Origin of the sequence: Nocardia sp. CC201C, assembly GCF_030010695.1 — a bacterium.
GTDB lineage: Bacteria > Actinomycetota > Actinomycetes > Mycobacteriales > Mycobacteriaceae > Nocardia > Nocardia otitidiscaviarum.
On sequence record NZ_JASCXP010000024.1, the window covers coordinates 1 to 25,734 of the forward strand.

Genomic DNA, 25,734 nt, shown 5'->3' on the forward strand with positions numbered 1-25,734 from the left:
CGCGGCACGATGGTCGGCAGCACATTGTCGTTGACGGTGTCGGCGGTGACGACGACCTTGGCCACGTCATCGCGGCTGGGGATGTCGTACATGGTCGGCAGGAGGACCTCCTCCATGATGGCGCGCAGGCCACGCGCGCCGGTACCGCGCAGAATCGCCTGGTCGGCAACGGCTTCCAGGGCGTCCTGGGTGAATTCCAGGTCCACGCCGTCCATTTCGAACAGTCGCACGTACTGCTTGACGAGCGCGTTCTTCGGCTCGGCCAGAATCCGGACCAGTGATTCCTTGTCCAGGTTGGTGACCGACGCGACCACGGGCAGACGGCCGATGAATTCCGGGATGAGACCGAACTTGATCAGATCCTCCGGCATCACCTCGGCGAAGTGATCGGTGGTGTCGACCTCGGCCTTGGAGCGCACCTCGGCGCCGAAACCGATACCGCGCTTGCCGATTCGATCCTGAACGATCTTCTCGAGCCCCGCGAACGCACCCGCCACGATGAACAGCACATTGGTGGTGTCGATCTGGATGAATTCCTGATGCGGATGCTTGCGCCCGCCCTGCGGCGGCACCGAGGCTTGGGTGCCCTCGAGAATCTTCAGCAGCGCCTGCTGCACACCCTCGCCCGACACGTCGCGGGTGATGGAGGGGTTCTCCGACTTGCGGGCGATCTTGTCGACCTCGTCGATGTAGATGATGCCGGTCTCGGCGCGCTTCACGTCGTAGTCGGCGGCCTGGATGAGCTTCAGCAGGATGTTCTCGACATCCTCGCCGACGTATCCGGCCTCGGTCAGCGCGGTGGCGTCGGCGATGGCGAATGGCACGTTCAGCATCTTGGCCAGCGTCTGCGCCAGATAGGTCTTGCCGCAGCCGGTCGGGCCCAGCATGAGGATATTCGACTTGGCCAGCTCGACCGCTTCACCCCGGGGGTCGCGGCCCTTGTCGCCCGCCTGAATCCGCTTGTAGTGGTTGTACACGGCGACGGCGAGATTGCGCTTGGCGGAATCCTGACCGATCACGTACTGCTCGAGGAAGTCCCGGATCTCCGTGGGCTTCGGGAGCTCATCGAGTTTGACCTCGCTCGATTCGGCGAGTTCCTCCTCGATGATCTCATTGCACAGATCGATGCACTCGTCGCAGATGTACACCCCCGGTCCCGCAATGAGCTTCTTGACCTGCTTCTGGCTCTTCCCACAGAACGAGCACTTGAGCAGATCGCCGCCATCACCGATGCGCGCCATCTCCTGGGTCCCTACTTCCTTGTCCGCGTGCAACCGTCTGTCTCGGCTGCCGGAGCCTGCCACCTATCCAGCGTATGCCCTCACCCGGAGCGGCAATTCGCTTACCGCCTTCAGATGTGAGCGGTTCGGCAGAGCCGACAACCACGAGCAAAGGTCCCTAGAGTGACCGTACCCGCTATTCGCGACCGAGGTCGATAACTTGAGCACGTTTCTCACCGGACATGTGCGTGGACTCACCCCTGCCGGGTGGCGGAGCCGCACCCGCTCCGCCACCGCAGAAACGTCTACCGCTGCGCGCTGAGCTTGCGGTATTCGAACACCGTGTCGACGATTCCGTAGTCCTTCGCCTCGTCGGCGGTGAGGATCTTGTCGCGGTCGGTGTCGCGGCGGATGATCTCGGCCTCCTTGCCCGTGTGGCGGGCGAGGATGGTGTCCAGCAGCGAGCGCGTGCGCTCGATCTCCGCGGCCTGGATCTCCAGGTCGGAGACCTGCCCCTGGAAGCCGCCCTGGGTGTAGGGCTGGTGGATGAGCACGCGCGCGTTGGGCAGCGCGGCGCGCTTCCCGGGCGCGCCCGCGGCCAGCAGCACCGCCGCCGCCGAGGCCGCCTGGCCCAGGCACACGGTGGCCACATCGGCCCGCACGTACTGCATGGTGTCGTAGATGGCCATCAGCGAGACCGGGGAGCCGCCGGGCGAGTTGATGTACATGGTGATGTCACGGTCGGGATCCAGCGACTCCAGCACCAGCAGCTGCGCCATGATGTCGTTGGCCGACGTGTCGTCGATGGGCGCGCCGAGGAAGATGATGCGCTCCTCGAACAGCTTGGTGTACGGGTTGGTCTCCTTGACGCCGAAGCTGGTCTGCTCGGTGTAGGACGGCAGGATGTAGCGGGCCTGCGGCAGGCTGGAGCCCGCGGCGGCGAAAGTGATGCCCGCGGCCCGCGGATCGAACATGTTCGACATAGATGTCTCCAAGAGGTCTGAGTGGGTGGGCTGCGGACTAGTTGCCGTTCGCCTGACGCGAGTGGGTGATCACGTGGTCGATGAAGCCGTAGTCGAGCGCCTCGTTCGGCGTGAACCAGCGGTCGCGGTCGGCGTCGGCGGTGACCTGCTCCACCGACTTGCCGGTGTGCTGCGCCTGCAACTCGTTCAATTCGCGCTTGGTGTAGGCGAACTGCTCGGCCTGGATGGCGATATCGGCCGCGGAACCGCCGATGCCCGCCGACGGCTGGTGCATCATGATCCGCGAGTGCGGCAGCGCGTAGCGCTTGCCCTTGGTGCCCGCGGCCAGCAGGAACTGGCCCATGGAGGCGGCCAGCCCCATGGCGACGGTGCGGATGTCGCACTCGGCGAACTGCATGGTGTCGTAGATCGCCATACCCGCGGTCACCGAGCCACCCGGCGAGTTGATGTACAGCGAGATGTCCCGGGTCGGGTCTTCCGCCGACAGCAGGAGGATCTGGGCGCAGAGCTTGTTGGCGATGTCGTCGTCCACCTGGCTGCCCAAGAAGATGATGCGCTCACGCAGCAACCGCTCGTACACCGAATCACTGAGGTTGAGACCCGCAGTCGGCGACGTCATCTGCACCCCTGCCTGATTGATTGTCACGGATACCTGCCCTCTCTCACCGGCCTGGTCCCACCAAGCCCTACCTGATTCGCTGACACAAACCCTAACGAAGCAGGGCGGCACCGAACTCCCGGTACCGCCCTGCTTCGCTCACAGCGCAAAACCTACACGCGCCGTAGTGCCGTATTTACCCGGCCTCGTCTACTTGGCCTCGGCCTCGGCGGCGTCGGCCACCTCGGCGAGTTCCTGGGCGGAGACTTCCTCGGCCTCTTCGGCCGGAGCGCCGAACATCTCGGCGGTGTCCACGGTGTTGCCCGCGGTGTCGGTGACGGTCGCCGCGGTGACCACACCGGCCAGTGCCTTGCCGCGACGCACGTCGGCGAAGATCGCGCCGAGCTGGCCCGCCTGCTGCACCTGCTGGATGAACTGGTCCGGCGACATGCCGTAGCGCTGCGCCTGGAAGATGATCCGCTCCGTCAGCTCGTCCTGGCCGACCTGGGTGTTCTCCTGCTCGGCGACGACGTCGAGCACCAGCTGGGTCTTGACCGACTTCTCGGCCGCCTCCTTGGTGTCGGCGTCGAACTCCTCGCGGGAGGAGCCCTGCGCCTCCAGCGCCTCGGCCAGCTTGGCCTCGTCGTGGTCGAAGCCGTGCACGGCGTCGTGCAGCACGGCGTCGATCTCGGCCTGGACGACCTTCTCCGGCAGCGGCACCTCGGTGGCCGCCAGCAGGGCGTCGAGCACCTTGTCGCGGATCTCGCCCGCCTGCTGCACCTTCTTGGACTGCTCGACGCGCTTGACCAGATCGGCCTTCAGCTCGTCGATGGTGTCGAATTCGCTTGCCATCTGGGCGAACTCGTCATCGGCGGCGGGCAGCTCGCGCTCCTTGACCGAGTTCACCTTGACGGTGATAACGGCGTCCTTGCCCGCGTGCTCGCCGGCGACCAGCTTGGAGGTGAACTCCTTGGACTCCTCCGCCTTCAGGCCGATGAGGGTCTCGTCCAGGCCCTCGATGAGCTGGCCGGAGCCGACCTCGTGCGACAGGCCGGTGGTCGAGGCCTCCTCGACCGGCTCGCCGTCCACCGTGGCGGACAGGTCGATGGAGACGAAGTCGCCGTTCTCGATGGCGCGCTCGACCGAGGTCAGGGTGCCGAAGCGCTGGCGCAGCGAGTCCAGCTGCTTCTCCACGTCCTCGTCGGCGACCTCGATCGGGTCGACGGTGACCGACAGGGTGGAGAAGTCGGGCAGGGTGATCTCGGGGCGCACGTCGACCTCGGCGGTGAACGCCAGCTCCTGGCCGTCCTCGATCTTGGTGATCTCGATCTCGGGCTGGCCGATGACCTTCACCTCGGAGGTCATGACGGCCTCGCTGTAGCGCTTGGGCAGCACGTCGTTGACGACCTGCTCCAGCACCGCGCCGCGACCGAGACGGGCCTCGAGGAGCTTGGCCGGGGCCTTGCCCGGACGGAAGCCGGGAATGCGGACCTGCGACGCCAGCGCCTTGTACGCCTTGTCGAAGTCCGGCTTCAGCTCCTCGAAGGGCACCTCGACATTGATCCGGACCCGGGTCGGGCTCAGCTGCTCGACGGTGCTCTTCACGGACATGCTCCTTGTTCGTTGGTTCGTTCGTTCGTGTTGACGGCTCGATCCCCCCGTAGGCATCCCGACCAGGGTAGTCGACGGGGGTTCGAGCGGTGCAATCGGCTGCGTAGGGCCCGCGACGTGCACGCGGCCCCGCGAGCGCGGGTGATTCGGCCGGGGCGCTAGCCCACCTGCACCGCGTCGGTCACGAAGACCAGGGTCTCGTTCGGCTTCATGCCCCCGCGGCTGCTGGAGCCGTAGCCCAGCTCCGGCGGGACGATGAGCAGGCGGCGGCTGCCCTCGGTGACGCCCTCCAGACCGGTGTCCCAGCCCTCGATGACCATGCCCTGACCCAGGGTCAGCGGGAAGGTCTCACCGCGGTCGAAGGAGCTGTCCAGCTTCTTCTTGTCCGACCAGGTGACGAGCGTGTAGTTCATGGTCAGCTGGTCGCCCGACTGCGCGGCCGGGCCGTCGCCGACCACCAGGTCCTTGACGATCAGCTGCGTCGGCGGATCGCAGTCGTCCGGGATGGTGATCTCGGGGGCTTCCCCGAACCCGCCGGTCACGCCGATGTCCTCGGCGGTGCACTCGCGCCCCTTGGACGCGGTGGTCTGCGGCAGCGCGGCGACACTCGTGGACTCGGCGGTCTTCGAGTCGGCGGACTCGCTCGTGTCCTCGCCACAGCCCGCCAACGCCAGCACGGCGCAGGCCGCCACGCCGATCGACCCGATCCTGCCCACCACGCGCATCCGCATCTCCTCGCTGCCTGTCCGGCCGCCCCGCGGGCGGCGATGTCCGCGCCGAAACTACACGAACCAGCTGAGCGGGCTCCGAGCTCGCCGCCGCGGTCTCCGCGCGGAGCCGAAATCCTTGCGAAGACGCCGTGACGGTCCGGGCACCGCACGAGACCGACTCGGCAGCGCACCCGGCGATCGCCGCTGAGCGACGGCACCGGATGCGCGACGTATTCGCTTGCCGGGCCGGTGCGTCGGCGACGCGCGGTGAATTCGATTGCGGGTGGTCCACGGCTGGGAGACGATCGCCGAGTGCTGTTGACCATCACCTGTACGCGACCGGAGGGCGCCGCCTGGACGGCGGACGACCTGGGCTATCTGCTGCACAAGAACCCCGCCAAGGTGCAGGCGTTCGAGCAGTCGTACGGGATGGCGCATGTGCTGTACCCCGAGGCCACCGCGCGGCGCTGCACGGCGGCGCTGCTGCTGGAGGTGGATCCGGTCCGGCTGGTGCGCGGGAAGCAGCGCGGCACACCGGAATTCAGTCTCGCCCAGTACGTGAACGACCGGCCGTACGCGGCGTCGTCGCTGCTGTCGGTGGCGATCGCCAAGGTTTTCGGCTCGGCCCTGCACGGCCGCTGCGCACAGCGCCCCGAACTGCCGGAACTCGTGCTGCCGCTGCGCATCGACCTGCCCGCGGTCCCCTGCAAGGGCGGCCCGGAGGCGGCCGAACGTGTCTTCGCCCCGCTCGGCTGGACCGTGGCCGCCACACCGCTGCCGCTGGATCCGGCCTTCCCGGAGTGGGGCGAATCCCATTACCTGCGGCTGGAACTCACCGGCGCGTTCCGCCTGGCCGACGCCCTCGCCCACCTCTACGTCCTGCTCCCCGTCCTGGACGGCAGCAAGCACTACTGGCTCGACACCACCGAGATCGACAAACTGCTGCGCTTCGGCGCGGGCTGGCTCGCCGACCACCCGGAACGCGAATGGATCACCCGCCGCTACCTCTCCCGCCGCCACACCCTGGTCCGCGCCGCCCTGGCGCGCCTGGCCGAGGTGGACGACCTGGAACCGGAGGAGTTGGGCGCGATCGAGGAGAACCTCGACGACGCGACCGAATCCGAGAGCGCTGCACACGTGGCGGGAGGAGATGACGCCGGGAACGCCACGGGTGCCGCGCACAGCACCGACGCCGCGCATTCCACCGGCGGGAGTTCCCCGGTTCAGAACTTCCAGCCCGCCGTCGCCACATCGCCACCGGCCTCCATCGCGTCCGCACCACACCACAGGGGGACGACCGGTAGGACCACGGCAGCGGCTGCGCCCGCACCACTGGAGCTCGGGGTTGAACCGGCCGAGGCGGTTGCAGCGGCTGAAACACTCTCCACCGCAGCGGAAACCACGCCGACCGCCACCCCTCGGCACGGCGCGTCGACGCAGCCGGTGCCGGTAGCCGGAGCTCGGGAGAACACCACCGCGCGCAAGGACGTGACATCCGGTACGGGCCCCTCGGCCGCACCGGACGCCTCCGCACCGGACGCCTCCGTACCGGACATAGCCACGCCGGGCACGGAGGTGCGGTGCGCCACCAGCGCTGACGCGGCGACCGGAGCCGCTGCGGCCGGGACGGAGCCGCGCCCGCCGTCGCTGGCGGTCACGCGGCGCGTCGCCGTCATCCGTGCGCTGCACGAGGTCGGGGCGCAGCGGGTGCTCGATCTCGGCTGCGGTGAGGGCGCGCTGCTGCGGGAACTCGTGGCGGATCGGGCGTTCACCGAGATCGTGGGCGTGGATGTGGCCGTGCGGTCGCTGCATATCGCCAAGCGGCGGATGGCGCGGCTGCCGGAGTGGCAGGCGCGGCGGGTGAGTCTGCGCCAGGGCGCGCTGACCTACACCGACGCGTCGCTGCGCGGGTATGACGCGGCGGTGCTCATGGAGGTGATCGAGCATGTCGACGCCTCCCGGCTGCGCGCGCTCGAACACGCCGTATTCGGTTCCGCCGCACCGGGAGCCGTACTCGTCACCACCCCCAACGGCGAGTACAACTCGCTCTACGAGGGCCTGCCCGCGGGCAAGTTCCGGCACGCCGACCACCGCTTCGAGTGGAGCCGCGGCGAATTCGCCGCGTGGGCGCACGGCGTCGCCGAAACCTACGGCTATGCGGTGCGTTTCGTTCCCATCGGCCCCGAGGACGACACCCTCGGCCCACCCACCCAGATGGCGGTGTTCACCCGACCCGCCACCGACGATACGAAAGGAGTCGCGTCATGACCGAGCTGTCCATTCCGGAACTCGCGCTCGTCGTCCTCATCGGCAGTACCGGCTCCGGTAAATCCACCTTCGCGCGCAAGCACTTCCGCTCCACCGCCATCGTGTCCTCGGACGCCTGCCGCGGCATCGTCAGCGACGACGAGAACGATCAGTCCGCCACGCCCGACGCCTTCGCCCTGCTGCACCACATCGCCGGCGTGCGGCTGCGTCGCGGCCTGCGCACCGTGGTGGACGCGACCAATGTGCAGCCGCAGGCCCGCAAGGAACTGATCGAACTGGCCCGCGCCCACGACGTACTGCCCGTGGCCATCGTGCTCGACGTCCCGGACGCGGTGTGCCTGGAACGCAACACGCTGCGCCCCGATCGCGCCCACCTGGGCAAGCACGTCGTGGTCCGCCAGCAGCGCGATCTGCGCCGCAGCCTGCGCCACCTGGAACGCGAGGGCTTCCGCAAGGTGCACATCCTGCGCGGCGTCGCCGAGATCGACGCCGCGTCGATCGTGAACGAACGCCTGTGGAACGACCGCCGCGATCTCACCGGCCCGTTCGATGTGATCGGCGACGTGCACGGCTGCCGATCCGAACTGGAAACCCTGCTGGACACGCTCGGCTACCGGCTCTCCCGCGATGAGCACGGCCGCCCGGTGGACGCCCGCCACCCCGACGGGCGCACCGCGGTATTCGTCGGCGACCTGGTGGACCGCGGCCCGGACACCCCGGGTGTGCTGCGGCTCGTCATGGGCATGGTGGCCGCCGGAAACGCGCTGTGCGTCACCGGAAACCACGAGTTCAAACTGGTGCGCGCCCTGGACGGCCGCAAGGTCAAGCTCGCACACGGCCTGGCCGAATCCCTGGAACAGCTGGCGGCCGAGGACGACGCGTTCCGCAAGGCCGCGCACGAGTGGTGCCGCGGCCTGGTCAGCCACTACGTCCTCGACGGCGGCCGACTCGTCGTGGCCCACGCGGGTCTGAAGGAGGAGTACCAGGGCCGCGCCTCGGGCCGGGTGCGTTCGTTCGCCATGTACGGCGAAACCACCGGCGAGACCGACGAATACGGGCTGCCGGTCCGCTACCCGTGGGCGGACGACTATCGCGGCCGGGCCATGGTGCTGTACGGGCACACCCCCGTCACCCGTTTGCGGTGGGTGAACAACACCCTGTGCCTGGATACCGGTGCGGTGTTCGGCGGCCAGCTCAGCGCCCTGCGCTACCCGGAGAAGGAGACGGTTTCGGTCGCGGCGGAACAGGTGTGGTTCGAACCGGCCCGCCCGCTCCAGGATCCGGGTGGGGCGACCGAGGCGGTGCGCCGCGATCCGGGCGTCCTGGATCTCGACGATGTGCTGGGCCGCCGGGTGGTGCAGACACGCTACCTGGACCGCGTCGGCGTGCAGGAGGACGCCGCCGCCGCGGCGCTCGAGGTGATGAGCCGGTTCGCCATCGATCCGCGCTGGCTGGTGTACCTGCCGCCGACCATGTCCCCGTGCGCCACCTCGGCCGCCGACGGCTACCTCGAGCATCCGGCGGAGGCGTTCGACTACTACCGCTCCGAGGGCGTGGCGACCGTGGTGTGCGAGGAGAAGCACATGGGTTCGCGCGCCGTGGTCGTGGTGGCGCGCTCGGCCGACGTCGCCCGCGACCGCTTCGGCATCGACGACGGCAGTACCGGCGCGGTGTACACCCGCACCGGACGACCGTTCTTCGACGCCCCGGCGGACACCGAGGCCCTGTTGGCCCGGATCCGCGCGGCGGCCGAGAAGTCGGGCCTGTTCGAGGAATTGGCCTCCGACTGGCTGCTGCTCGACACCGAACTGCTGCCCTGGTCGGCCAAGGCGCTCGGCCTGCTGCGCTCCCAGTACGCGGCGGTGGGCGCGGCGGCGCGGGCCTCGCTGGGTGCCGCCGAATCCGTGCTCGCCGCGGCGGTGGCGCGCGGTCTCGAGGTGGGTGACCTGGCCGCCCGCACCAGCGACCGCCGCACCGACGCGGAGGCATTCACCACGGCCTACGGCCGCTACTGCTGGGCCACCGACGGCCTCGCCGGAGTCCGCCTGGCCCCGTTCCAGCTGCTGGCCGCCGAGGGCGCGAATCACGCCCTCCGCGACCACGACTGGCACCTGGAGCGCATCGACCGTCTCATCGCCGCCGACCCGGAGCTGTTCACGCCCACCCGCCGCATGATCGTGCATCTCGCCCCCGCGGGCACGGCGACCGACGCGACCGCGGCCGCCACCGATACAGCAACGACAGCCACCGGTCCGGCCGTAGCCGCCACCAACTCCGCCCCAGCGGCCACCGGTCCGGCCACGGCAGCCGACGGCTCGCCCGCTGGCTTCACCCGTCCTGTGACAGCGGCCACCGACTCGGCCGCTGTGGGTATCGCAGCCGCTGCGTGCCCAGGCGGCAGCGAGGCGGCCGCGACCGCCTGGTGGACCGAGCTCACCGCAGCGGGCGGCGAGGGCATGGTGGTCAAGCCGCTCGGCTCCTTCGTGACCGGCACCGGCACCCGCAGCAACCGCCCGGTCCAGCCCGGCGTGAAATGCCGCGGCCCGGAGTACCTCCGCATCATCTACGGCCCGGAATACCAGCGCCCGGAGAACCTGAAGCGCCTGCGCCAGCGCGCCCTCGGCGGCAAACGCTCCCTGGCCCTGCGCGAGTACGCCCTCGGCCTGGAGTCCCTGGACCGCTTCGTCGGCGGGGAACCCCTGTGGCGCGTCCACGAGGCGGTCTTCGCGGTGCTGGCCCTGGAGACCGAACCGATCGACCCCCGGCTGTGACCGACCGCCGGGCGCTCAGTCGCCCGGCGGTGTCGGCCCGAAGGACCGCCTCACCATCGGCTACTGAACCGCCAGTTCGGCGAGCCGGTCGAGGAAGGCGCGCTGGGCGGCGATCAGCCGGTCGCGGGCCGCCTCGGGCGGGAACCATGCGGCGCGATCCACTTCCGGGAAGGAGGCGAGGCGGCCGGAGCGGGGCGGCCACTCCATCTCGAAGGTGCCCGGGGTGATCGAGTCGGGGTCGAGATCGGCCTCGATCGCCCAGGCGCTCAGCTGTTTCCGGCTGCGGCCGCTGCCGTAGGCCACCTCGCCGAGGGCGATCCAGTCGCCATCGGGTACGGGTAGCCCGAGTTCCTCGGTGAATTCGCGGCGGGCGGCAGCGGCGGCGTCCTCGGTCTCCGGGTCGTATTCACCTTTGGGGATGGACCAGGCGGCGGCGTCCTTGCGGGACCAGAAGGGGCCGCCCATATGAGCGATGAGCACCTCCAGGTCGGGGGTGCGGCGGAACAACAGGACGCCTGCGCTGTACCTGGTCATGCGGGCAGTGTGCCAGGGCCCGGGGACAATCCCAAGGATTGGGACAGGAGCTTCACGACAAATGGGGCGGGTCGGTATGAAATGGCCTGACCTGCGACAGGTTCCACTAGGCTGCCATGCGTTCGCTCGCAGACACCTGATGATTGGAATACCGCATGGAGTTCCGCAGCACCACCGCGGCAGCCACCCTGGTGATCGGCGCACTCACTCTCGGAGCGGCACCGGCACACGCCCAGCAACCCGAGACGCCGAAGCTCGCGTATTCGACCAAGCTGGTCGACAAGACGGTCGTCACCATTCTCCAAGGTGGGACCTTCGAACTGTCCAAGGGAACCAGGCTCGAAGACGGCGGTGTGGAACGCCTGACGGAGCGGGACGGCGCCCTGGTCCGCACCGACGGCTCCGCCGCCGACCCCGCGCACACGGTCGATATCGTCGACGTCAAGGACGCCACCGGCGCCGTGGCGGTCACGCTGCCACTCGACTTCCGTTTCGGCGAGGTCTCCGTCCCCGTGCGGCCCGACCTGGACGAGGACGACACGGTACTGCGGCTCACCCCGGAAAAGCCCGCCGGACTGGACATCTCGCAGCCCCTGGCCGTCAAGCCCGTCGCCTCCGAGGTCGAGAACCAACGCGCCCTCAACAATCTGTCCACCCACTTCGGCCTGGCGACCGCCATCGGCGGCTTCGTCGGCACCGCCATCGGCGCGACCATCGGGTGTGTGGCGACCCTGGTCGCGGGCTGCATCGGCGGGCTCGCCACCGGCGCGAGCGTGGGCGGCATCGTCGGCACCATCGTCGCGGGCGGCCCCGCCCTCATCGCCACCGGCATCGAATACCTCACCACCGTCCAGGCCCCCGACGGCACCACCAAGTGGGCCGACAAGCCCAAGGCCCAGCCGGCCGCCCCGGCACCGGCCGAACCGGCGAAGTAGGTCCAACGGACCGAGCCGAACCAACGCGCTGGGCAACCGAGCCGGAACAGATCCCGCTTCTCCTGTCGCCGAACTCTTTTCGCGACAGCGGTCCACCGAACCCACCCGCACCTCACCGCGGGTGGGTTTCGCCGTACCATCCCCACCCCTCGAACTTCGTTGCACCCCAACGCCCGACGCGCCGAGCTACCGGGCGGCGAATTTCAGATGAACGATGCATTGAATCACTGGGCCACACGATTTCTCGATGCGAGAGTCGGGTACGGGACAGTGGGTGGCGGCACATGAGGGGGCCGCCACTCCCCCACCTTCCGGAGCACGCCTCCTCGACCGCCGCATCCTCCCGGCCGAACCTTCGAGCCAAGACGATGCCGTATGCCCGCGCGCGCCTGAGCGATGGAGCATTCCGTCCTCGACTGATGTGCTTGTCCTATGACGGATACGACAGGCGCCCCGGAGCGGGCAGCCCTCACCGGAATGCGGCCATCATGAGCGGGCGGGGCTCGCCGCCGGACCGGCGAACCGGGCGGCCGCGAGGTCTGGACCGCTGGCTGCTCTCCGCGGCGGCGATCGGCACGGCGGTCACCGGCGGAGTGTTCTTCGATTTCTCCTTCGTCGTCATGCCCGGTGTGCGGGAACTGCCTGCCGCACAGGGGATCGAGGCCATGCAAGCCTTCGACCGCACCGCGATCCAGCCGCCGCTGATGCTGATGATGTACGCCACCGCCGGGCTGTGCGCCGTGCTCGCGGTTCGAGCGCTCATGAAGTGGAATCGTTCGACCTCGCCGTGGATCCTCGCCGCGGCGAGCGCGTTCCTGCTCGCCGCGGTGGTCATCACGGGTGCGGCCAACGTCCCCATCAGCGCGGCGGTGGACGCGCTCGACCCCGCGGGAGCCGATGCCGCGGCGCGGTGGGACGAACTGTTCACGGCATGGATCCGGTGGAATCACGCACGGACGCTGGCCTCGATCGCCGCGGCGGTGGGATTCCTGATCGCGCTACGGCCGACGGACCGATAGGTGCGGCTCAACAGCCGGGAATCCGGGTTCCGATGTGATGTGTGGTCGGGGTGACAGGATTTGAACCTGCGACCCTCCGCTCCCAAAGCGGATGCGCTACCAAGCTGCGCTACACCCCGTTATCGCCCGGCGGATCCGCCGGGCCTACCCCACCGAACGGGAGAAACCCCGGTCAGAGCGGGTGACGGGAATCGAACCCGCACCATCAGCTTGGAAGGCTGAGGTTCTACCATTGAACTACACCCGCACGGCGCGACGACTCGGTGCGAGCACCGTTTGTCGTGTGCGGAAGAGACTGTACCGAACCTCACTCCGGAAATGCCAATCAGGCTCGTCATCGGCCTGTCCGATGGGCGTGGCGGGGTCGGTGCTCGTGATCAGCACCAAGAGAACGTCCGGTTCGTTGTGAGCTCTCCGGAGAGTTCGCGCCGCCCCTCGGCGCGTCGCGGAAGACACGCGAAAATCGGATGTAACACGGCGGTGTCGTTCACCGATCACCCAACCGTTCGCCATTCGCGAGGTATCGCGAACCCGTTCCAGAACTTGGGTTTTCGATGCCGAGTGGCTTGCTAGGATCCTTTTTGTCCGGACGGGGGTATCTGGAAAGGGGGCGGTGAGCATGCGCCGAGTATGGTGTGACCGACCGCGTAGCAGTGAGCACGAACCGAGTGAGCACGAACCGAAGGGTGTGACCGGCCGGAGGGCCCGGAGCGACAGCCTCGGCCTGGATTCCGACCGCGTCGGCGCGGAGTGAGCGCATGCCCATCCGACTCGACGCACGGACCGCCACGATGATCGCGGCAACCACCAGGGAATGGGTACGGACGGTATACGCGGGGGGCAATGGAACCGGTGCCGTTCCGGCCATGCCGCCGGAGGAGTTGGAGGCCGTCTTCGCCGACGTCATCGACGACCTCATGGAACTGGCCGCGTCCGAACCGTTTCCGGTGCTCGCCGCACGAACCATCGGCCGCCGCCTCGCCGCGCCACCATTGGAGAGCACCCGCATGCTCGCGCCCGCCAGCCGCGCGCTGCTCGGGCTCGCGCCCGGCGAACACGGATCGCTGCTCGCCACCCGCTGGATGTTCGTGGCCAGCCAGGCCATCGACAGCTACGCCGAGGAGCTGCAACAGCGCGCCCTCGCGCAGCAGGAACGCAACCTCACCGAGGCGGTGTCGGTGCGGGTCCAGGAGATCGCCGCACTCCAGCACCGCTTGCGGCACGAGGCCACCCACGATGCCCTGACCGATCTGGCGAACCGGTCACTGTTGCAGGAGCGGGTGCGGTTGATGGCGGCGGACCCGGCACGAGGGGTGGGGCTGCTGCTCATCGACCTGGACGACTTCAAGCAGATCAACGACAACTACGGCCACGCGGTGGGCGACGAGGTGCTGGTGGCCATCGCACAGCGGCTGCGCGCGACCTGCCCGCCGGAGGCGGTGATCTGCCGGTACGGCGGCGACGAATTCGTGCTGGCCGTGCCGTCGCGGCGCAATACGCTCGGCGAGCTGGCCATGCGGGTGCTGGCCGCGCTGTGCGAACCCGTGGCCTCGATCGCCGGATCGGTGCCGGTCTCGGCGAGTGTGGGCACCGCGTTCTGCCCGCCGGATCGCGACTGCGACTTCTCCGATCTGCTACGCAGCGCCGACCGCGCCATGTACTCGGCCAAGACCGCGGGTAAGCGGCAGTTCGCGGTGTCGGAGCTGGACGCCGAGGAGCCAGAGCCGGGGGGAAACCGCGCGGGCTACGCCGCCGTGGCCGGGTGAACGAGCCGCCGCGCACGAACAGCAAATAGCAGGCAATTCCCGCCGCGTACCCTGGAAAACGTGGCTACGGTACTGATTCTGCTGATCGCGATGGTCATCATCCTGGGTGTGGTGATGGTCGTCGCGCAACGGTCCCGGACCGCCACCCGGCTGGCCGATGCGAAGGCCGACGCCCGCCGCGTCATCGACCGCCTCGGCGGACAGGTCTACAACCTCACCGGCAGCGACGCGGCCGCGAAACAAGCCCTGGCCGATGCCGGGGAGCGTTTCAACGCGGCGGGTGCGCAGATCGAGCAGGCGCGGACACCCGCCCAGGCGCGACTCGCCAAGGAGACCGCGTTGGAGGGGCTGTACTACGTGCGTGCCGCCCGCACCGCCATGGGACTCGATCCGGGACCGGCGATTCCGGAACTGGACGGCCAGCGCACGGCGGGCAAGGTCAGCGAGGACCGCGTGGTCGAACTCGACGGCCGCCGCATCGAGGCTTCCCCGACACCGTCGCCGCGCACCCCGAACTACTACCCGGGCGGACGCGTCGCCGGGCGACCCGTACCCGCGGGCTGGTACTCCGAACCCTGGTGGAAGACAGCACTTGTGGCGGGTGCGTGGGGTGTCGGTTCGGTGCTGCTGTTCGACGCGCTCTTCAGCGGCATGTCGGGGGTGGGCTACGACGCGGCCGCCTTCGAGCACGGCTATGGCGACGGGTTCCAGGCGGGCTTGGAGACCGGAAGTCAGGGCGACGCAGGGTATTACGACGAACCGGGTGGCTACGACGGCGGCTACGACTCCGGCGGCTACGACGGCGGTTTCGGTTCCGGCGGATCCGATGGTGGATTCGATTCCGGCGGTTTCGATTCCGGGGGATTCGACGGCGGTTTCTGACCGACCCGCGCAACGCGGCCGCCGCTACCGGCCCGTCGACCCGATCGGCCGCAGCAGCCGCGCGACGGTGGCGCGGACGAACGGCCGCGGATCCTCGGGATGCTCCGGATCGATATTCAGGAATGCCGCGTCGACGACCGACAGTATCCAGCGGGCGGTAGCGGCCGCATCGAAGCCCGGATCGAGCTGTCCCGCAACCATCCCCCGCTCCAGCAGCGTCGTCAGCACCTCGGCACTGCGCCGGGTGTCCTCGGCGACCACCCCGGCGAGTTCCTCGTCCTGATCCAACCGGCGCAGCAACTCCACCATCAGCCCCGGCGCCACCGGATCCAGCGCCTCCGCCGCCAGACCGTCGACCACATCGAGGATCGCCGCGAAACAGTCGGCGCGGTCGAGATGCCGATCGTACAGCTCGGCGTGCTCCGGCAGCGACTGCTCGAAGATCGACCGGAAGACCGCCGCCTTGTCGCGGAAGTAGTAGAAGACGGACCCCGAGGTGAGCCCGGCCGCGCGCGCGATCTGCGCGGCGGTGGTGCGCTCGTACCCCTGCGCCGCGAACAGCTCCGCCGCGGCCCGGGTGATGCGCGCCCGCCGTTCGGCTACACGATTCGGGTCGACAGTTCGGGCCACGTCAGGCAATCTATCATTAACTAACTGAGCAGTTAAAGATATCGCGAGGAGGCTGGATTGCCATGGTGGCGTTGCGACGCGGACTCCGACGCTGGGTGCTCTATCCGCTGATCTTCCTGGTCGTCGCGCTCCTGGTGGCGGTGGTGGCGGGGTACGCGTTCTACCGGCTCACGCTGTACAAGGCCGGGCCGGCGCAGAGCGGGCGGCTCGCGCTGACCGGCGGCACGGTCCTGCTGGGACCCGAACTGAACCCGGTGGCGAATGCGACGGTGATCATCGAGAACGGTGTGATCGTCGCGGCCGGGCCGGATGTGGAGGTACCGTCCGACGCCGAGCGCCGGGATGTGTCCGGCCGTACCGTCCTGCCCGGGCTGATCGACTCCCATGTGCATCTGAGTTCACCGGAGCGGGAGCGTGGGGAGGAGATCGGTTTCTGGGATATGCCGGGTGTCGTGGCCGACTGGGTCCGCTACTACCCGGGCAAGCGGAAGGACTTCCTGCGCCACGGGGTCACCACCGTGCGCAGCATGGGCGACGAAAACGCCTGGGTGCACGACTTCCGTCGCGAGATCGCCGAGGGTGAACTGGAGGGCCCGCGGCTGCTCATCGCGGGGCCGATGTTCACCACGCCCGGCGGCCATCCCATCGCGACCTTCGGCCTGGAGCGGAATTCGGATGCGGTCCGGGTGCCGAGCAGCCCCGAGGAGGCGCGCGAGATGGTACGCGCCCTCGTCACCGGGGACGATCCGGTCGACCTGATCAAGGTGATCCAGGAACGCGGCAACCCGGAACGCAAAGTCCTGGAACCGATCCGACCCGACATCCTGGCCGCCATCATCGACGAGGCGCACCGGCACGACACGAAGGTCTTCGCGCACTGGGGAACTCGCGAAGACCTTGACGACCTGGTAGCCGCCGGCGTCGACGGCCTCGACCACCTGGAACCGCGCGGCGTCCGCGACGGCTGGCCGGACGGCTACCCCGAACTCCTGGTCCAGCACGGGATCACGCTCGCACCGACCCTCGCGGTCACCGACTTCGGCTTCGACGAGGAGACCAGGAAGGCCATCTACGAACGCCTGCGCGAGTTCCGCGACGCGGGCGGCCGCGTCATCGCGGGCAGCGACGCGGGCATGCCGGGAGTCCACGCCGGAGAGGGCCTCCTGCGCGAGATCGAACTCCTGGTGGCAGCGGGCCTCACGCCGCACGAGGCCATCACCGCGGCCACCGTCACCCCGGCGGCCGCCCTGCGCGCCGACACCATCGGCGTCATCGCACCGGGCCGCGCCGCCGACCTGCTCATCGTGCGCGGCGACCCGCTCAGCGACATCGGCGCACTGCGCGCCGTCGACGCGGTACTGCGCGACGGCCGATCGGTGGTCGCGAACGACTAGCGCGACCACGTCAGCGACTCTCTACACGCAGCGTCCCTCTACGCGCACAGCCCCGGGAAACCCATCGAATCTCCGGGGACGACCGAGGACCCGGTCATCAGGCACCGCAGCAGGATCCGCGTGAGGTCCGCCGCGGCGGAACCGGTGGAAGGCTGTGGGACGGCGACGGACTCGGCCGGTGCGGGCGCGGCGGACGCCACTGCCGGAGAGCAGCCCAGGGCGAGTGCGACGCCTACCGCCACCATGATTTTCGATGCCGAACGGAACACACTGCCACCTTTCGAAGTCGGATCGTGACCGGCCGAAGGTATCAGCGGGCCACCGACTTGAAACGCCACTATTTCCGTTGGCACGAATCCTCGGGACAAGATCACCAGCGGACCTCAGCTGGGCTGACACCCCGGACACCAGAACAGGTTTATGCCGGACGGTGGTTCCGCACAGACGGCAGGTTTACCCTGGCGGCGGTAGACGTAGGCCGGGCGCGGTCGGCCGCATAGGAGGGCGCCCGTGGCCGTGTTCGGGCCGGACCACGACCATGACACCGCGCCGGACGCCGACCTTCAGGAGCTCGAGCAGATCGTCCCGGATGGCCCCGCCCGGTTTCGACTAGGAGTCATATGGCAAGAGAACGAAGCTGTCAAAGCCCCACAACGGGCGTAGCGTCCGAAAATGGCGCTGGTCGAGCGTCATGATCCGGTCGGTACGCTCTCGATCAGCGATAACCACATTCGAGGCATCCGTGATCCCGACGTAGTCCTGGCTGTAATGGTCGAGGATGGTCAGAGCCGCAGCGTGATGGTTGGATGTCCACGCCGCCAGGTCATACGCGCCGCCGGCCACGTCGGAGGCGAAGTCGTGCGCCGCGCGGGACCCGAGTCGGGTGGAGAGCATGTAATCCGCCTCGGCGACAACCATCGGCGAAATCACAAGTCGCTCATCGGCTTCAGCGATGATTTGCGCCAGTTGTTTGTGCTCGGCGTACGCCTCGTCGAACAAGGCGAGGATTGCACTCGTGTCGACAATTATCGTCATCTAGGCCCCGAAGCCCCGGCCAAGCTCTCGGTCGATCTCTTCGGCCGAGAGTGGACGCTGACTGCGGTAACCCCCGACGGTGGGTTTCGGACGCGCACCTACCGTGCTGAGCAGATGATCGAGCGCCTGCCCGAGGGTCACGCCTTTCGACGTCGCAACCTCCAGCAGTCGATCCCGGACAGCTTTGGGCACCTTGATAGTGGTCATATCGGACATACCTGCAGTATACCGTCATACATTCGGTAGTCGGGATACTTCATCGCGACCGCACCGCTTCGTACGCCGATCGCCCATCAACTGTGCGCGCGAGGATGGGTAGCCACAGGAATTCTTCAGGCCTGTTGACAGGTAGGGCACCAGAACAGGTTTCGGCCTTCCATGACCGCGTGCAGGACCGTGGTCGCGCAGCGACGGCAGGGTTCGCCCGCGCGACGGTACACGTAGGTGCGGGGGCGATCGGGGGCGTAAGACGGTGCACCGTGGTCATGTTCGGGGCGAACCACCACCATCACGCCGCGTCGGACACCCACCTTCATGAGGTCGACGAGGTCGGCCCACATGGCCATCCATTCGTCATGGGCGAGCTGCATGCCGGGGCGCTGCGGTGAGATGTTGTGGCGGAAAAGCACTTCCGCACGGTAGACGTTCCCGACCCCGGCGATCACCTTCTGGTCCATGAGCAGCGCGCCGATCGGGCGCTGGGAACGGTGGATGCGGTGCCAGGCCCGGTCGGGGTCGGCGTCGCGGCGCAGCGGGTCGGGGCCGAGCCGGGCGGTGAGGGCGTCGACCTCGGGTTCGAGGAGCACCTCGCACGCGGCCGGGCCGCGCAGATCGGTGCCGTGGGGTTCGCCGCCGCGACCCGCGCCGACCAGACGCATACGGACCTCACCGACCGGTTCGCCCAGGGGCAGTGGGGATTCGGTGAATTTGCCGTAGAGACCCAGGTGCACGTGCACGACCAGGCCCGAATCGTAGTGGTGCAGCAGGTGTTTGCCCCAGGCGTCGGCCTTGGTCAGCACCTGGCCGTCCACCAGTGCCGCGCCCTCGGCGAATCGTCCCTGCGGGCTCGACACCCGCACCACTCCCCCGGCGAAACGCTTGTTGTGCGCCTTCGCCAAACGATGCAGCGTATGTCCCTCAGGCACGGGTGATCCGCATCCTCTCCATGGAACTCGTTGCCGGACAACCGATGACGCGCCCCGCTCCGAGTCGGAGGGGGCGCGTCGGTCGGACGGCTCAGTACGCGGGCACCTCGGGCGCGACGCCGGTCTTCTCGTACTCCGCCAGGATGTCGATGCGGCGCTGGTGGCGCTCCTCCTCCGACCACGGGGTGGCGAGGAAGGCGTCCACGATGGCGAGCGCCTCCTCGGTGCTGTGCATGCGGCCGCCGATGCCGATCAGCTGGGCGTTGTTGTGCTGGCGGGCCAGCTGCGCGGTCTCCACGCTCCAGGCCAGGGCGCAGCGAGCGCCCGGCACCTTGTTGGCGGCGATCTGCTCACCATTGCCGCTGCCACCGAACACCAGGCCCAGGCTGCCCGGATCCGCGACCGTGCGGCGGGCGGCCTCGATGCAGAAGGCCGGGTAGTCGTCGAGAGCGTCGTACTCGAGCGCACCGCAGTCGACGACCTCGTGACCGGCCGCCCGCAGGTGTTCCTTGACGTGGTTCTTCAGTTCGAAGCCGGCATGATCGGCACCCAGGTATACGCGCATGGCTGCGATTGTGTCAGGCCGCCCGGAGCCGACGCGCCCGGGGATGACCCGCCCGCTGGACCGACCGGCCGACGGCAGGACTGCCTAAAGTTCAGCCCATGACGTCCGATGATCGACCGCAGTCGATGCCAGCGCCACCGGATGCCGGGGGCGCGACACCGCCGACCACCCCGCACCCGGCCGCGTGGAATCCGGTCACCGGGATGGCCGGGTGGAATCCCAAGGTCGGTCCGCCCGGTTGGGCCCCGCAGACCGGGTACTCGCCGCCGCGGGTTCCGCCGCACGACGGGACGCGCGGCCTCTCGCCGTTCGGCATGCCCGCCCGGCACAGCTGGGAGATACCGCTGCTGGTGATCGTGGTGGTGCTGACCAGCTTCGCGTACCTCTTCTCGATTCTGTTCCTGCTGGTCGGGGCGATCAACGAGTACGTGCTGATCCTGCTGACCGCGCCGGTGCTGCTGTGGCTCGGCCGTGGCATGAACTACGCGACCATGCGGCTCAACGCCGTGAAGATGTCGCCCACCCAGTTCCCCGAGGGGTACCGGATGGTGCAGGAGGCAGCCGCCAGGTTCGGGATGACCCAGGTGCCGGACGCCTACGTACTGCTCGGCAATGGCGCCATCAACGCCTTCGCCTCCGGGCACGGCTTCCGGCGGTTCGTGGTGGTCTACAGCGACCTGTTCGAAATCGGCGGCAAGGCCCGCGATCCCGAGGGGCTGGCCTTCATCATCGGCCACGAGGTGGGGCATATCGCCGCAGGACATGTGTCCTATTGGCGGCAGCTCGGCATGTTCCTGGTGCCGTTCCTGCCGATCCTCGGCAACTCGCTCATCCGATCGCAGGAGTACACCGCCGACAATCACGGCTACTGCAACCGGCACACCGGCGCCCCCGGGGCCATGCAGACCCTCGCCGCGGGCAAGTACCTCAACGCACTGGTCGGCTTCGACGAAATGGCCGACCGCGCCGCCCGGGAGAAGGGCTTCATGGTGTGGATCGTCAACGCCATGTCCAGCCACCCGGTACTGACCTGGCGCATGTGGGCGCTGCGCGACCGCAGCCGCCACGGCAGGCTCTTCCTCCGCCCCACCCCACCGACCCACCACGGCCCGATGCTCGGCGCCACCCCCGGCGGCGGTGGTCACCCGACCCCGCCGTACGGCGGCTACCCAACCGGCGGGTACGGGCCGTCGCCGATCGCCACGGGCTATCCGCCACTCCCCGCGACCGGCAGCTACGGGTCGCCACCGATGACCACGGGTTACCCCCCGCCACCCGCGACGAGCCACCCGCAGGGCACCGCGACCAGCGATTACCAGCACGATCACACCGCTCGCGGCGACCAGCAGCCCGCCTCCGGCGCGTACCCGCAACCACCCGCTGCCCCCGGCCACCCGGCAACCGGTCGTTATCCGCTGCCACCGACATCCGCAGACCGTCCCGGTGGACCGACCACGGTATTCCAGCGACCGACCGAAAGCCGTAGCGCACGAGCCCATCCCGCCTGACACGCGGCACACAGCGACCCGGCAACCGGCTCGCGATGGCGGCGCTACCGCACGCCACCCGTCTACCGTGGTGCGATCGCCGATCGGCCAGCGGTACGCGCCCCGCCGCCACCGAGCACCCGCATGGCGTTGCCGCTGTCCCGGTAGTCGGCCGCAGCGGCAATGCCGTGCGGGTGTGCGCAGTTCGGCGCGGCCCGCCCTGTTCGGCAGGCGGGCGGGCGCGCGGCGGCGGGCCGTCAGTCGAAGACCGGGTCCTCGGTGCGGGTGCGCTTCAGTTCGAAGAAGTGCGGGTACGAGGCGAGGGCCACGACGCCGTCCCAGACCTTGCCCGCCTCCTCACCGCGCGGGATGCGGGAGAGCACCGGGCCGAAGAACGCTACATCGTTGACGTGGATGGTGGGGGTGCCGACATCCTTGCCGACCTTGTCCATACCCGCGTGGTGGCTGGCACGCAGGGCCTCGTCGTGGTCGGCGGAGGTGGCGGCGGCGGCCAGTTCGGCGGGCAGCCCCACCTCGGTGAGCGCGTCGGCGATCACGGCCTCGAGGGTCGCCGCGGTGGATTCCCGCTCGTACTCGGCGCGCCGGTCGTGAATGCGGGTGCCCATGGCGGTGTAGAGGGGAGCGAGGATCTTGTCGCCGTGATCCTGGGCGGCGGCGATGGCGACGCGGACCGGACCCCAGGCGCTGGCCATGAGTTCCCGGTACTGCTCGGGCAGATCCTCCCGGTCCTCGTTGAGCACCGCCAGACTCATGACGTGGAAGCGTGCCTCGATATCGCGGACCTGCTCGACCTCGAGGATCCAGCGGGAGGTGATCCAGCACCACGGGCACAGCGGGTCGAACCAGAAGTCGACGGTGTCCTTCTTGCTCACGGGAAGTCCTTTCGGGGGGCGGGCACGGCCATACCAGTGGCAACAATGCGCGATTGTGCCGATATTTCCTCCGAGCGCACACGGATGCGCGTTAGGGTCGGAGAAAGTCCCGTCGTAAACACCCGCAGCATTCGCGTCGCAGGGAGGTGTCGGCATTGACCACAGCATCCAGGTTCGTCATCGCAGGCGGGGGGCTGGCGGCGGCCAAGCTCGCGGAAGCCCTGCGCGCCAATGATTTCGACGGCACGGTGACCCTCATCAGCGCCGAGGAGCATCTGCCCTACGAGCGACCGCCGCTGTCCAAAGAGCATCTGCTGGGTAAGAAGTCGCTGCCCGACTTCACCGTGGACCCGGCGTCGTGGTACCGCGACCACCACATCGAGGTCATGCTCGGCACCACCGTCACCGCCATCGACCGCACCACCAAAACCGTTGCGCTGCCGGACGGTACGACACTCCCCTACGACAAGCTGGCGCTGGCCACCGGCTCCCGCCCGCGCAAGCTGCCGGTGCCGGGCATGGATGCCGAGGGCGTGCACACGCTGCGCCACATCGAGGATTCCGACACGCTGCTGTCGCTGTTCGGCTCGGCGGGCAGACTGGCCGTGATCGGCGGCGGCTGGATCGGCCTCGAGGTCACCGCGGCCGCCCGCAATGCCGGAGTCGAGGTCACGCTGCTGGAAGCCGAGTCGACCACGCTGAAGGGGGTGCTCGGCCCCGAGATGGGCGAGGTCTTCGCCGACCTGCACCGCGCCCACGGCGTGGACCTGCGCACCGAGGTGCGGGTCGCGGAGATCCTCACCGCCGACGGCAAGGCCACCGGGGTGCGGTTGGCCGACGACACCCGCATCGACGCCGATGCCGTCCTCGTCGCGGTGGGCGCGCGCCCGAATATCGAACTCGCCGCCGACGCCGGACTCGCCACCGAGGGCGGGGTGCTGGTGGACGAGAGCCTGGCCACGGGCGATCCGGATATCGTGGCCGTCGGCGATATCGCCGACCAGCAGCATCCCGTGCTCGGACGGCGGGTCCGGGTGGAGCACTGGGCGAACGCCCTCAATCAGCCCGAGGTCGCGGCCAAGACCATGATCGGCAAATCGGCCGTCTACGACCGGCTGCCCTACTTCTTTACCGATCAGTACGACCTCGGTATGGAGTACACCGGGTATGTGGCGCCGCGGCAGGAAGCACGGGTGGTGGTGCGCGGCGATGTGGGCACGCGGGAGTTCGTCGCCTGCTGGCTCGACAGCGCCGATCGCGTGCTGGCCGGAATGAATGTGAACGTCTGGGACGTGACGGATCGCATCAAAGAGTTGATACTGAGCGGCGAATCGGTCGATCCGGACCGTCTCGCCGACCCGGCCTCACCACTGTGACGACCATCACACAACGTTGCGGCGAGGTGTGTCGAGAACGCGGGCACGGCTCCGACCTACCCACGAGAGCGCCCACCGAGGGCGCACCGACACAGGGAGCCGACCCATGAAGTACATGCTGCTCAAGACTCACACCGCCACCGCGTACTGCGACACCGCCATGTCCGACTGGACGCCGGAGGAGATCGCGGCGCACATCGCGTTCCAGCAGGCGCTCGGCGAGGAACTGGCCACATCCGGTGAACTGGTCGACGGCCAGGGGCTGGCTGGCCCCGACGAGGCACGGATCGTCAGCTCGGACGGGCGCTCGGCTCCGGTCGTGACCGATGGCCCGTTCCCCGAGTCCAAGGAATTCCTGGCCGGGTACTGGCTGGTGGATGTGGACAGCCCCGAGCGCGCCATCGAGATCGCCGCCAAGGCGTCGGCCGCGCCCGGACCGGGCGGGAAGCCGATCGGCGAGTACATCGAGGTGCGGGCGGTCATGAGCGCACCCGCCACCGACGCCTGACCCGGGGCCGCTCCGCCATGAACCCGACACCACCGGCGAGCCGCGGGCGACCCCGCTCGGTGCAACGGGTTTCGGGGTATGCCGACCCGGAGGTCGAGGATCTGCTGCGTGAGTTCGCGCCGCAGGTCCTCGGCATCCTGGTGCGCCGCTTCGGGGATTTCGACGCCGCCGAGGATGCCGTGCAGGAGGCGCTGCTCGCGGCGGCCCTGCACTGGCCGGGCGACGGCGTGCCGGAGAATCCGCGCGGCTGGCTCGTCCAGGTGGCCCAGCGGCGACTGGTGGACACCGTGCGCGCCGAGGTCGCGCGACGACATCGCGAGAGCGCCACGGCTTTTCGGGACGTGCCCACGACACTCGAGGTCGACGTGCCCGGGGCCGGGGCCGAGGACGACAGCCTCCTCCTATGCTTTTTGTGCTGTCACCCGACCCTCCCACCGGCCAGCGCCATCGCTCTCACCCTGCGCGCGGTCGGCGGCCTCACCACCGCCGAGATAGCGCGTGCCTTCCTGGTCCCGGAAGCCACCATGGCGCAACGCATCTCCCGGGCCAAGAAGAAGCTCGGCGGCGTCGAACGCCCCTTCGCCATGTCCGCCGACGGCGATTCGGCACCGGCCACGAGTGACTGGCACGACCGGCTCGGAGCCGTCCTGCGCGTGCTCTACCTCATGTTCACCGAGGGCCACACCACGACGGCGGGGCCGCGCCTGCGCCGTGGCGACCTGGCAGCGGAGGCCATCCGGCTGACCCGCGCCGTCCACCGACAGCTGCCCGACGACCCCGAGGTCACCGGCCTGCTGGCGCTCATGCTGCTCACCGACGCCCGCCGCGCCGCCCGCAGCGGTCCGAACGGGGAACTCATCCCGCTCGCCGAGCAGGACCGCACCCGCTGGGACCGGGCCATGATCACCGAGGGCATGCGCCTGGCGACCCGCGCGGTGGGCGGCGGCCTGCGGCGGCCCTATCAGATCCAGGCCGCCATCGCCGCCCTGCACGCCCAGGCCCGCCGTGCCGAGGACACCGACTGGGACCGAATCCTGCTGCTGTACAACACACTCGACGCGATCGCCGCCAATCCCGTGGTGACCCTCAACCGCGCGGTCGCCACCGCCATGGTGCACGGCCCGGCGGCCGGGCTAGCCATGGCCGCACCCCTGGACGACACTCTCACCGACACCCACCGCCTCGCCGCCGTCCGCGGCCACCTCCACGAGATGGCGGGCGACCCGGCCGCCGCCATCGCCTGCTACACCACCGCCGCCCGCCGCACCACCAGCCTCCCCGAGCGCGACTACCTCACTCTCCGCGCCGCCCGCCTCCGCCGCGAGGTGGACAGCCGATCAGGGGGGATCGGTGGCGGTATCGCGCGAGACGCCACCGCCACGGATTCCCCCTGACCGCGCGGTC

General features: G+C 69.1%; 22 protein-coding genes, 2 tRNA genes and 2 pseudogenes. 11 read left to right on the plus strand and 15 right to left on the minus strand.

The annotated features are described in order from the left end of the window. The 5 genes from clpX to QK444_RS04680 all read right to left on the minus strand — a co-directional run. Window positions 1–1,241: ATP-dependent Clp protease ATP-binding subunit ClpX (gene clpX, locus QK444_RS04660; RefSeq protein ID WP_282777438.1), on the minus strand; the 1,241-nt coding region annotated here is incomplete at its 3' end. A 284-nt stretch (window positions 1,242–1,525) separates the two neighbouring features. Continuing rightward, window positions 1,526–2,203, minus strand: a complete 678-nt coding sequence (locus tag QK444_RS04665) for an ATP-dependent Clp protease proteolytic subunit (RefSeq protein ID WP_029927069.1) — start codon at window positions 2,201–2,203, stop codon at window positions 1,526–1,528. A 37-nt stretch (window positions 2,204–2,240) separates the two neighbouring features. After that, entirely contained in the window at window positions 2,241–2,822 is a 582-nt protein-coding gene (locus QK444_RS04670; protein ID WP_029927067.1) for an ATP-dependent Clp protease proteolytic subunit, read from the minus strand. A 189-nt stretch (window positions 2,823–3,011) separates the two neighbouring features. Then, a complete protein-coding gene (gene tig, locus QK444_RS04675) occupies window positions 3,012–4,406 on the minus strand; it encodes a trigger factor (RefSeq protein WP_282777394.1) in 1,395 nt (464 codons plus the stop codon). A gap of 164 nt (window positions 4,407–4,570) precedes the next feature. Further along, window positions 4,571–5,137, minus strand: a complete 567-nt coding sequence (locus QK444_RS04680) for an FKBP-type peptidyl-prolyl cis-trans isomerase (RefSeq protein ID WP_282777396.1) — start codon at window positions 5,135–5,137, stop codon at window positions 4,571–4,573. Between the two features lie 297 nt (window positions 5,138–5,434). Between QK444_RS04680 and QK444_RS04685 the strand changes: the two genes are divergently transcribed. Together QK444_RS04685 and QK444_RS04690 are read left to right on the plus strand one after the other, a co-directional pair. Beyond that, window positions 5,435–7,390 carry a 3' terminal RNA ribose 2'-O-methyltransferase Hen1 gene (locus QK444_RS04685; RefSeq protein WP_282777398.1) on the plus strand — a complete coding sequence of 652 codons (1,956 nt, stop codon included), beginning with the start codon at window positions 5,435–5,437 and terminating at the stop codon, window positions 7,388–7,390. Next, complete coding sequence (locus tag QK444_RS04690) at window positions 7,387–10,161, plus strand: polynucleotide kinase-phosphatase (RefSeq protein WP_282777400.1); 2,775 nt, start codon at window positions 7,387–7,389, stop codon at window positions 10,159–10,161. Before QK444_RS04685 ends, QK444_RS04690 begins: the two co-directional genes overlap by 4 nt. A 60-nt stretch (window positions 10,162–10,221) precedes the next feature. Here QK444_RS04690 and QK444_RS04695 read toward each other — a convergent pair whose 3' ends face one another. Next, complete coding sequence (locus QK444_RS04695; protein ID WP_282777402.1) at window positions 10,222–10,695, minus strand: NUDIX domain-containing protein; 474 nt, start codon at window positions 10,693–10,695, stop codon at window positions 10,222–10,224. Between the two features lie 155 nt (window positions 10,696–10,850). Here QK444_RS04695 and QK444_RS04700 point away from each other — a divergent pair, with 155 nt between their 5' ends. Both QK444_RS04700 and QK444_RS04705 read left to right on the plus strand, forming a co-directional pair. Next, entirely contained in the window at window positions 10,851–11,630 is a 780-nt protein-coding gene (locus QK444_RS04700) for a hypothetical protein (RefSeq protein WP_282777404.1), read from the plus strand. 488 nt (window positions 11,631–12,118) lie between these two features. Continuing rightward, on the plus strand, window positions 12,119–12,649 hold the full coding sequence (locus QK444_RS04705) for an anthrone oxygenase family protein (RefSeq protein ID WP_282777406.1): 531 nt from the start codon (window positions 12,119–12,121) through the stop codon (window positions 12,647–12,649). A 42-nt stretch (window positions 12,650–12,691) separates the two neighbouring features. On the opposite strand, the gene QK444_RS04710 is transcribed toward QK444_RS04705, so the two are convergent. After that, a tRNA-Pro gene (locus QK444_RS04710) sits at window positions 12,692–12,768 on the minus strand. A 57-nt stretch (window positions 12,769–12,825) separates the two neighbouring features. Further along, window positions 12,826–12,896, minus strand: a tRNA-Gly gene (locus QK444_RS04715). Window positions 12,897–13,407: 511 nt separating this feature from the next. On the opposite strand from QK444_RS04715, the gene QK444_RS04720 reads away from it, so the two are divergent. Further along, on the plus strand, window positions 13,408–14,415 hold the full coding sequence (locus tag QK444_RS04720) for a GGDEF domain-containing protein (RefSeq protein ID WP_282777408.1): 1,008 nt from the start codon (window positions 13,408–13,410) through the stop codon (window positions 14,413–14,415). A 60-nt stretch (window positions 14,416–14,475) separates the two neighbouring features. Continuing rightward, the gene (locus QK444_RS04725; RefSeq protein ID WP_282777410.1) at window positions 14,476–15,297 is read left to right on the plus strand and encodes a DUF1542 domain-containing protein; all 822 of its coding nucleotides are present in this window, start codon (window positions 14,476–14,478) and stop codon (window positions 15,295–15,297) included. Window positions 15,298–15,321: 24 nt separating this feature from the next. Here the strand turns inward: QK444_RS04725 and QK444_RS04730 are convergent, their stop codons facing one another. Beyond that, window positions 15,322–15,927 carry a helix-turn-helix domain-containing protein gene (locus QK444_RS04730; protein WP_282777412.1) on the minus strand — a complete coding sequence of 202 codons (606 nt, stop codon included), beginning with the start codon at window positions 15,925–15,927 and terminating at the stop codon, window positions 15,322–15,324. 62 nt (window positions 15,928–15,989) lie between these two features. Between QK444_RS04730 and QK444_RS04735 the strand changes: the two genes are divergently transcribed. Then, window positions 15,990–17,321, plus strand: coding sequence for an amidohydrolase family protein (locus QK444_RS04735; RefSeq protein WP_282777414.1), 1,332 nt, complete (start codon window positions 15,990–15,992; stop codon window positions 17,319–17,321). Between the two features lie 383 nt (window positions 17,322–17,704). Here the strand turns inward: QK444_RS04735 and QK444_RS04740 are convergent. The 5 genes and pseudogenes from QK444_RS04740 to QK444_RS04760 form a co-directional block, all read right to left on the minus strand. After that, a pseudogene (locus tag QK444_RS04740) lies at window positions 17,705–17,903 on the minus strand (Fpg/Nei family DNA glycosylase); the annotation flags it as partial. Window positions 17,904–17,930: 27 nt separating this feature from the next. Then, window positions 17,931–18,356 (minus strand): PIN domain-containing protein, encoded by a 426-nt coding sequence (locus tag QK444_RS04745; RefSeq protein WP_282777416.1) that lies wholly within the window; start codon window positions 18,354–18,356, stop codon window positions 17,931–17,933. After that, complete coding sequence (locus QK444_RS04750; RefSeq protein ID WP_282777418.1) at window positions 18,357–18,572, minus strand: hypothetical protein; 216 nt, start codon at window positions 18,570–18,572, stop codon at window positions 18,357–18,359. A 116-nt stretch (window positions 18,573–18,688) separates the two neighbouring features. Further along, window positions 18,689–19,501, minus strand: a complete 813-nt coding sequence (locus tag QK444_RS04755) for a DNA-formamidopyrimidine glycosylase family protein (protein ID WP_282777419.1) — start codon at window positions 19,499–19,501, stop codon at window positions 18,689–18,691. A gap of 91 nt (window positions 19,502–19,592) precedes the next feature. Continuing rightward, window positions 19,593–20,066: a ribose-5-phosphate isomerase gene (locus tag QK444_RS04760; RefSeq protein ID WP_029927041.1), complete on the minus strand. Its 474-nt coding sequence runs from the start codon at window positions 20,064–20,066 to the stop codon at window positions 19,593–19,595. Window positions 20,067–20,380: 314 nt separating this feature from the next. On the opposite strand from QK444_RS04760, the pseudogene QK444_RS04765 reads away from it, so the two are divergent. Beyond that, a pseudogene (locus QK444_RS04765) lies at window positions 20,381–21,166 on the plus strand (M48 family metallopeptidase); the annotation flags it as partial. 644 nt (window positions 21,167–21,810) lie between these two features. On the opposite strand, the gene QK444_RS04770 reads toward QK444_RS04765, so the two are convergent. Then, window positions 21,811–22,446, minus strand: a complete 636-nt coding sequence (locus tag QK444_RS04770) for a DsbA family protein (protein ID WP_282777422.1) — start codon at window positions 22,444–22,446, stop codon at window positions 21,811–21,813. A gap of 155 nt (window positions 22,447–22,601) precedes the next feature. Between QK444_RS04770 and QK444_RS04775 the strand changes: the two genes are divergently transcribed. The 3 genes from QK444_RS04775 to QK444_RS04785 all read left to right on the plus strand — a co-directional run bounded on the left by QK444_RS04775 (window position 22,602) and on the right by QK444_RS04785 (window position 25,724). Then, on the plus strand, window positions 22,602–23,822 hold the full coding sequence (locus tag QK444_RS04775; RefSeq protein ID WP_282777424.1) for an FAD-dependent oxidoreductase: 1,221 nt from the start codon (window positions 22,602–22,604) through the stop codon (window positions 23,820–23,822). Window positions 23,823–23,928: 106 nt separating this feature from the next. After that, the gene (locus tag QK444_RS04780) at window positions 23,929–24,330 is read left to right on the plus strand and encodes a YciI family protein (RefSeq protein ID WP_282777426.1); all 402 of its coding nucleotides are present in this window, start codon (window positions 23,929–23,931) and stop codon (window positions 24,328–24,330) included. A gap of 59 nt (window positions 24,331–24,389) precedes the next feature. Further along, window positions 24,390–25,724: a DUF6596 domain-containing protein gene (locus tag QK444_RS04785; RefSeq protein WP_282777428.1), complete on the plus strand. Its 1,335-nt coding sequence runs from the start codon at window positions 24,390–24,392 to the stop codon at window positions 25,722–25,724. Window positions 25,725–25,734: the final 10 nt, after the last annotated feature.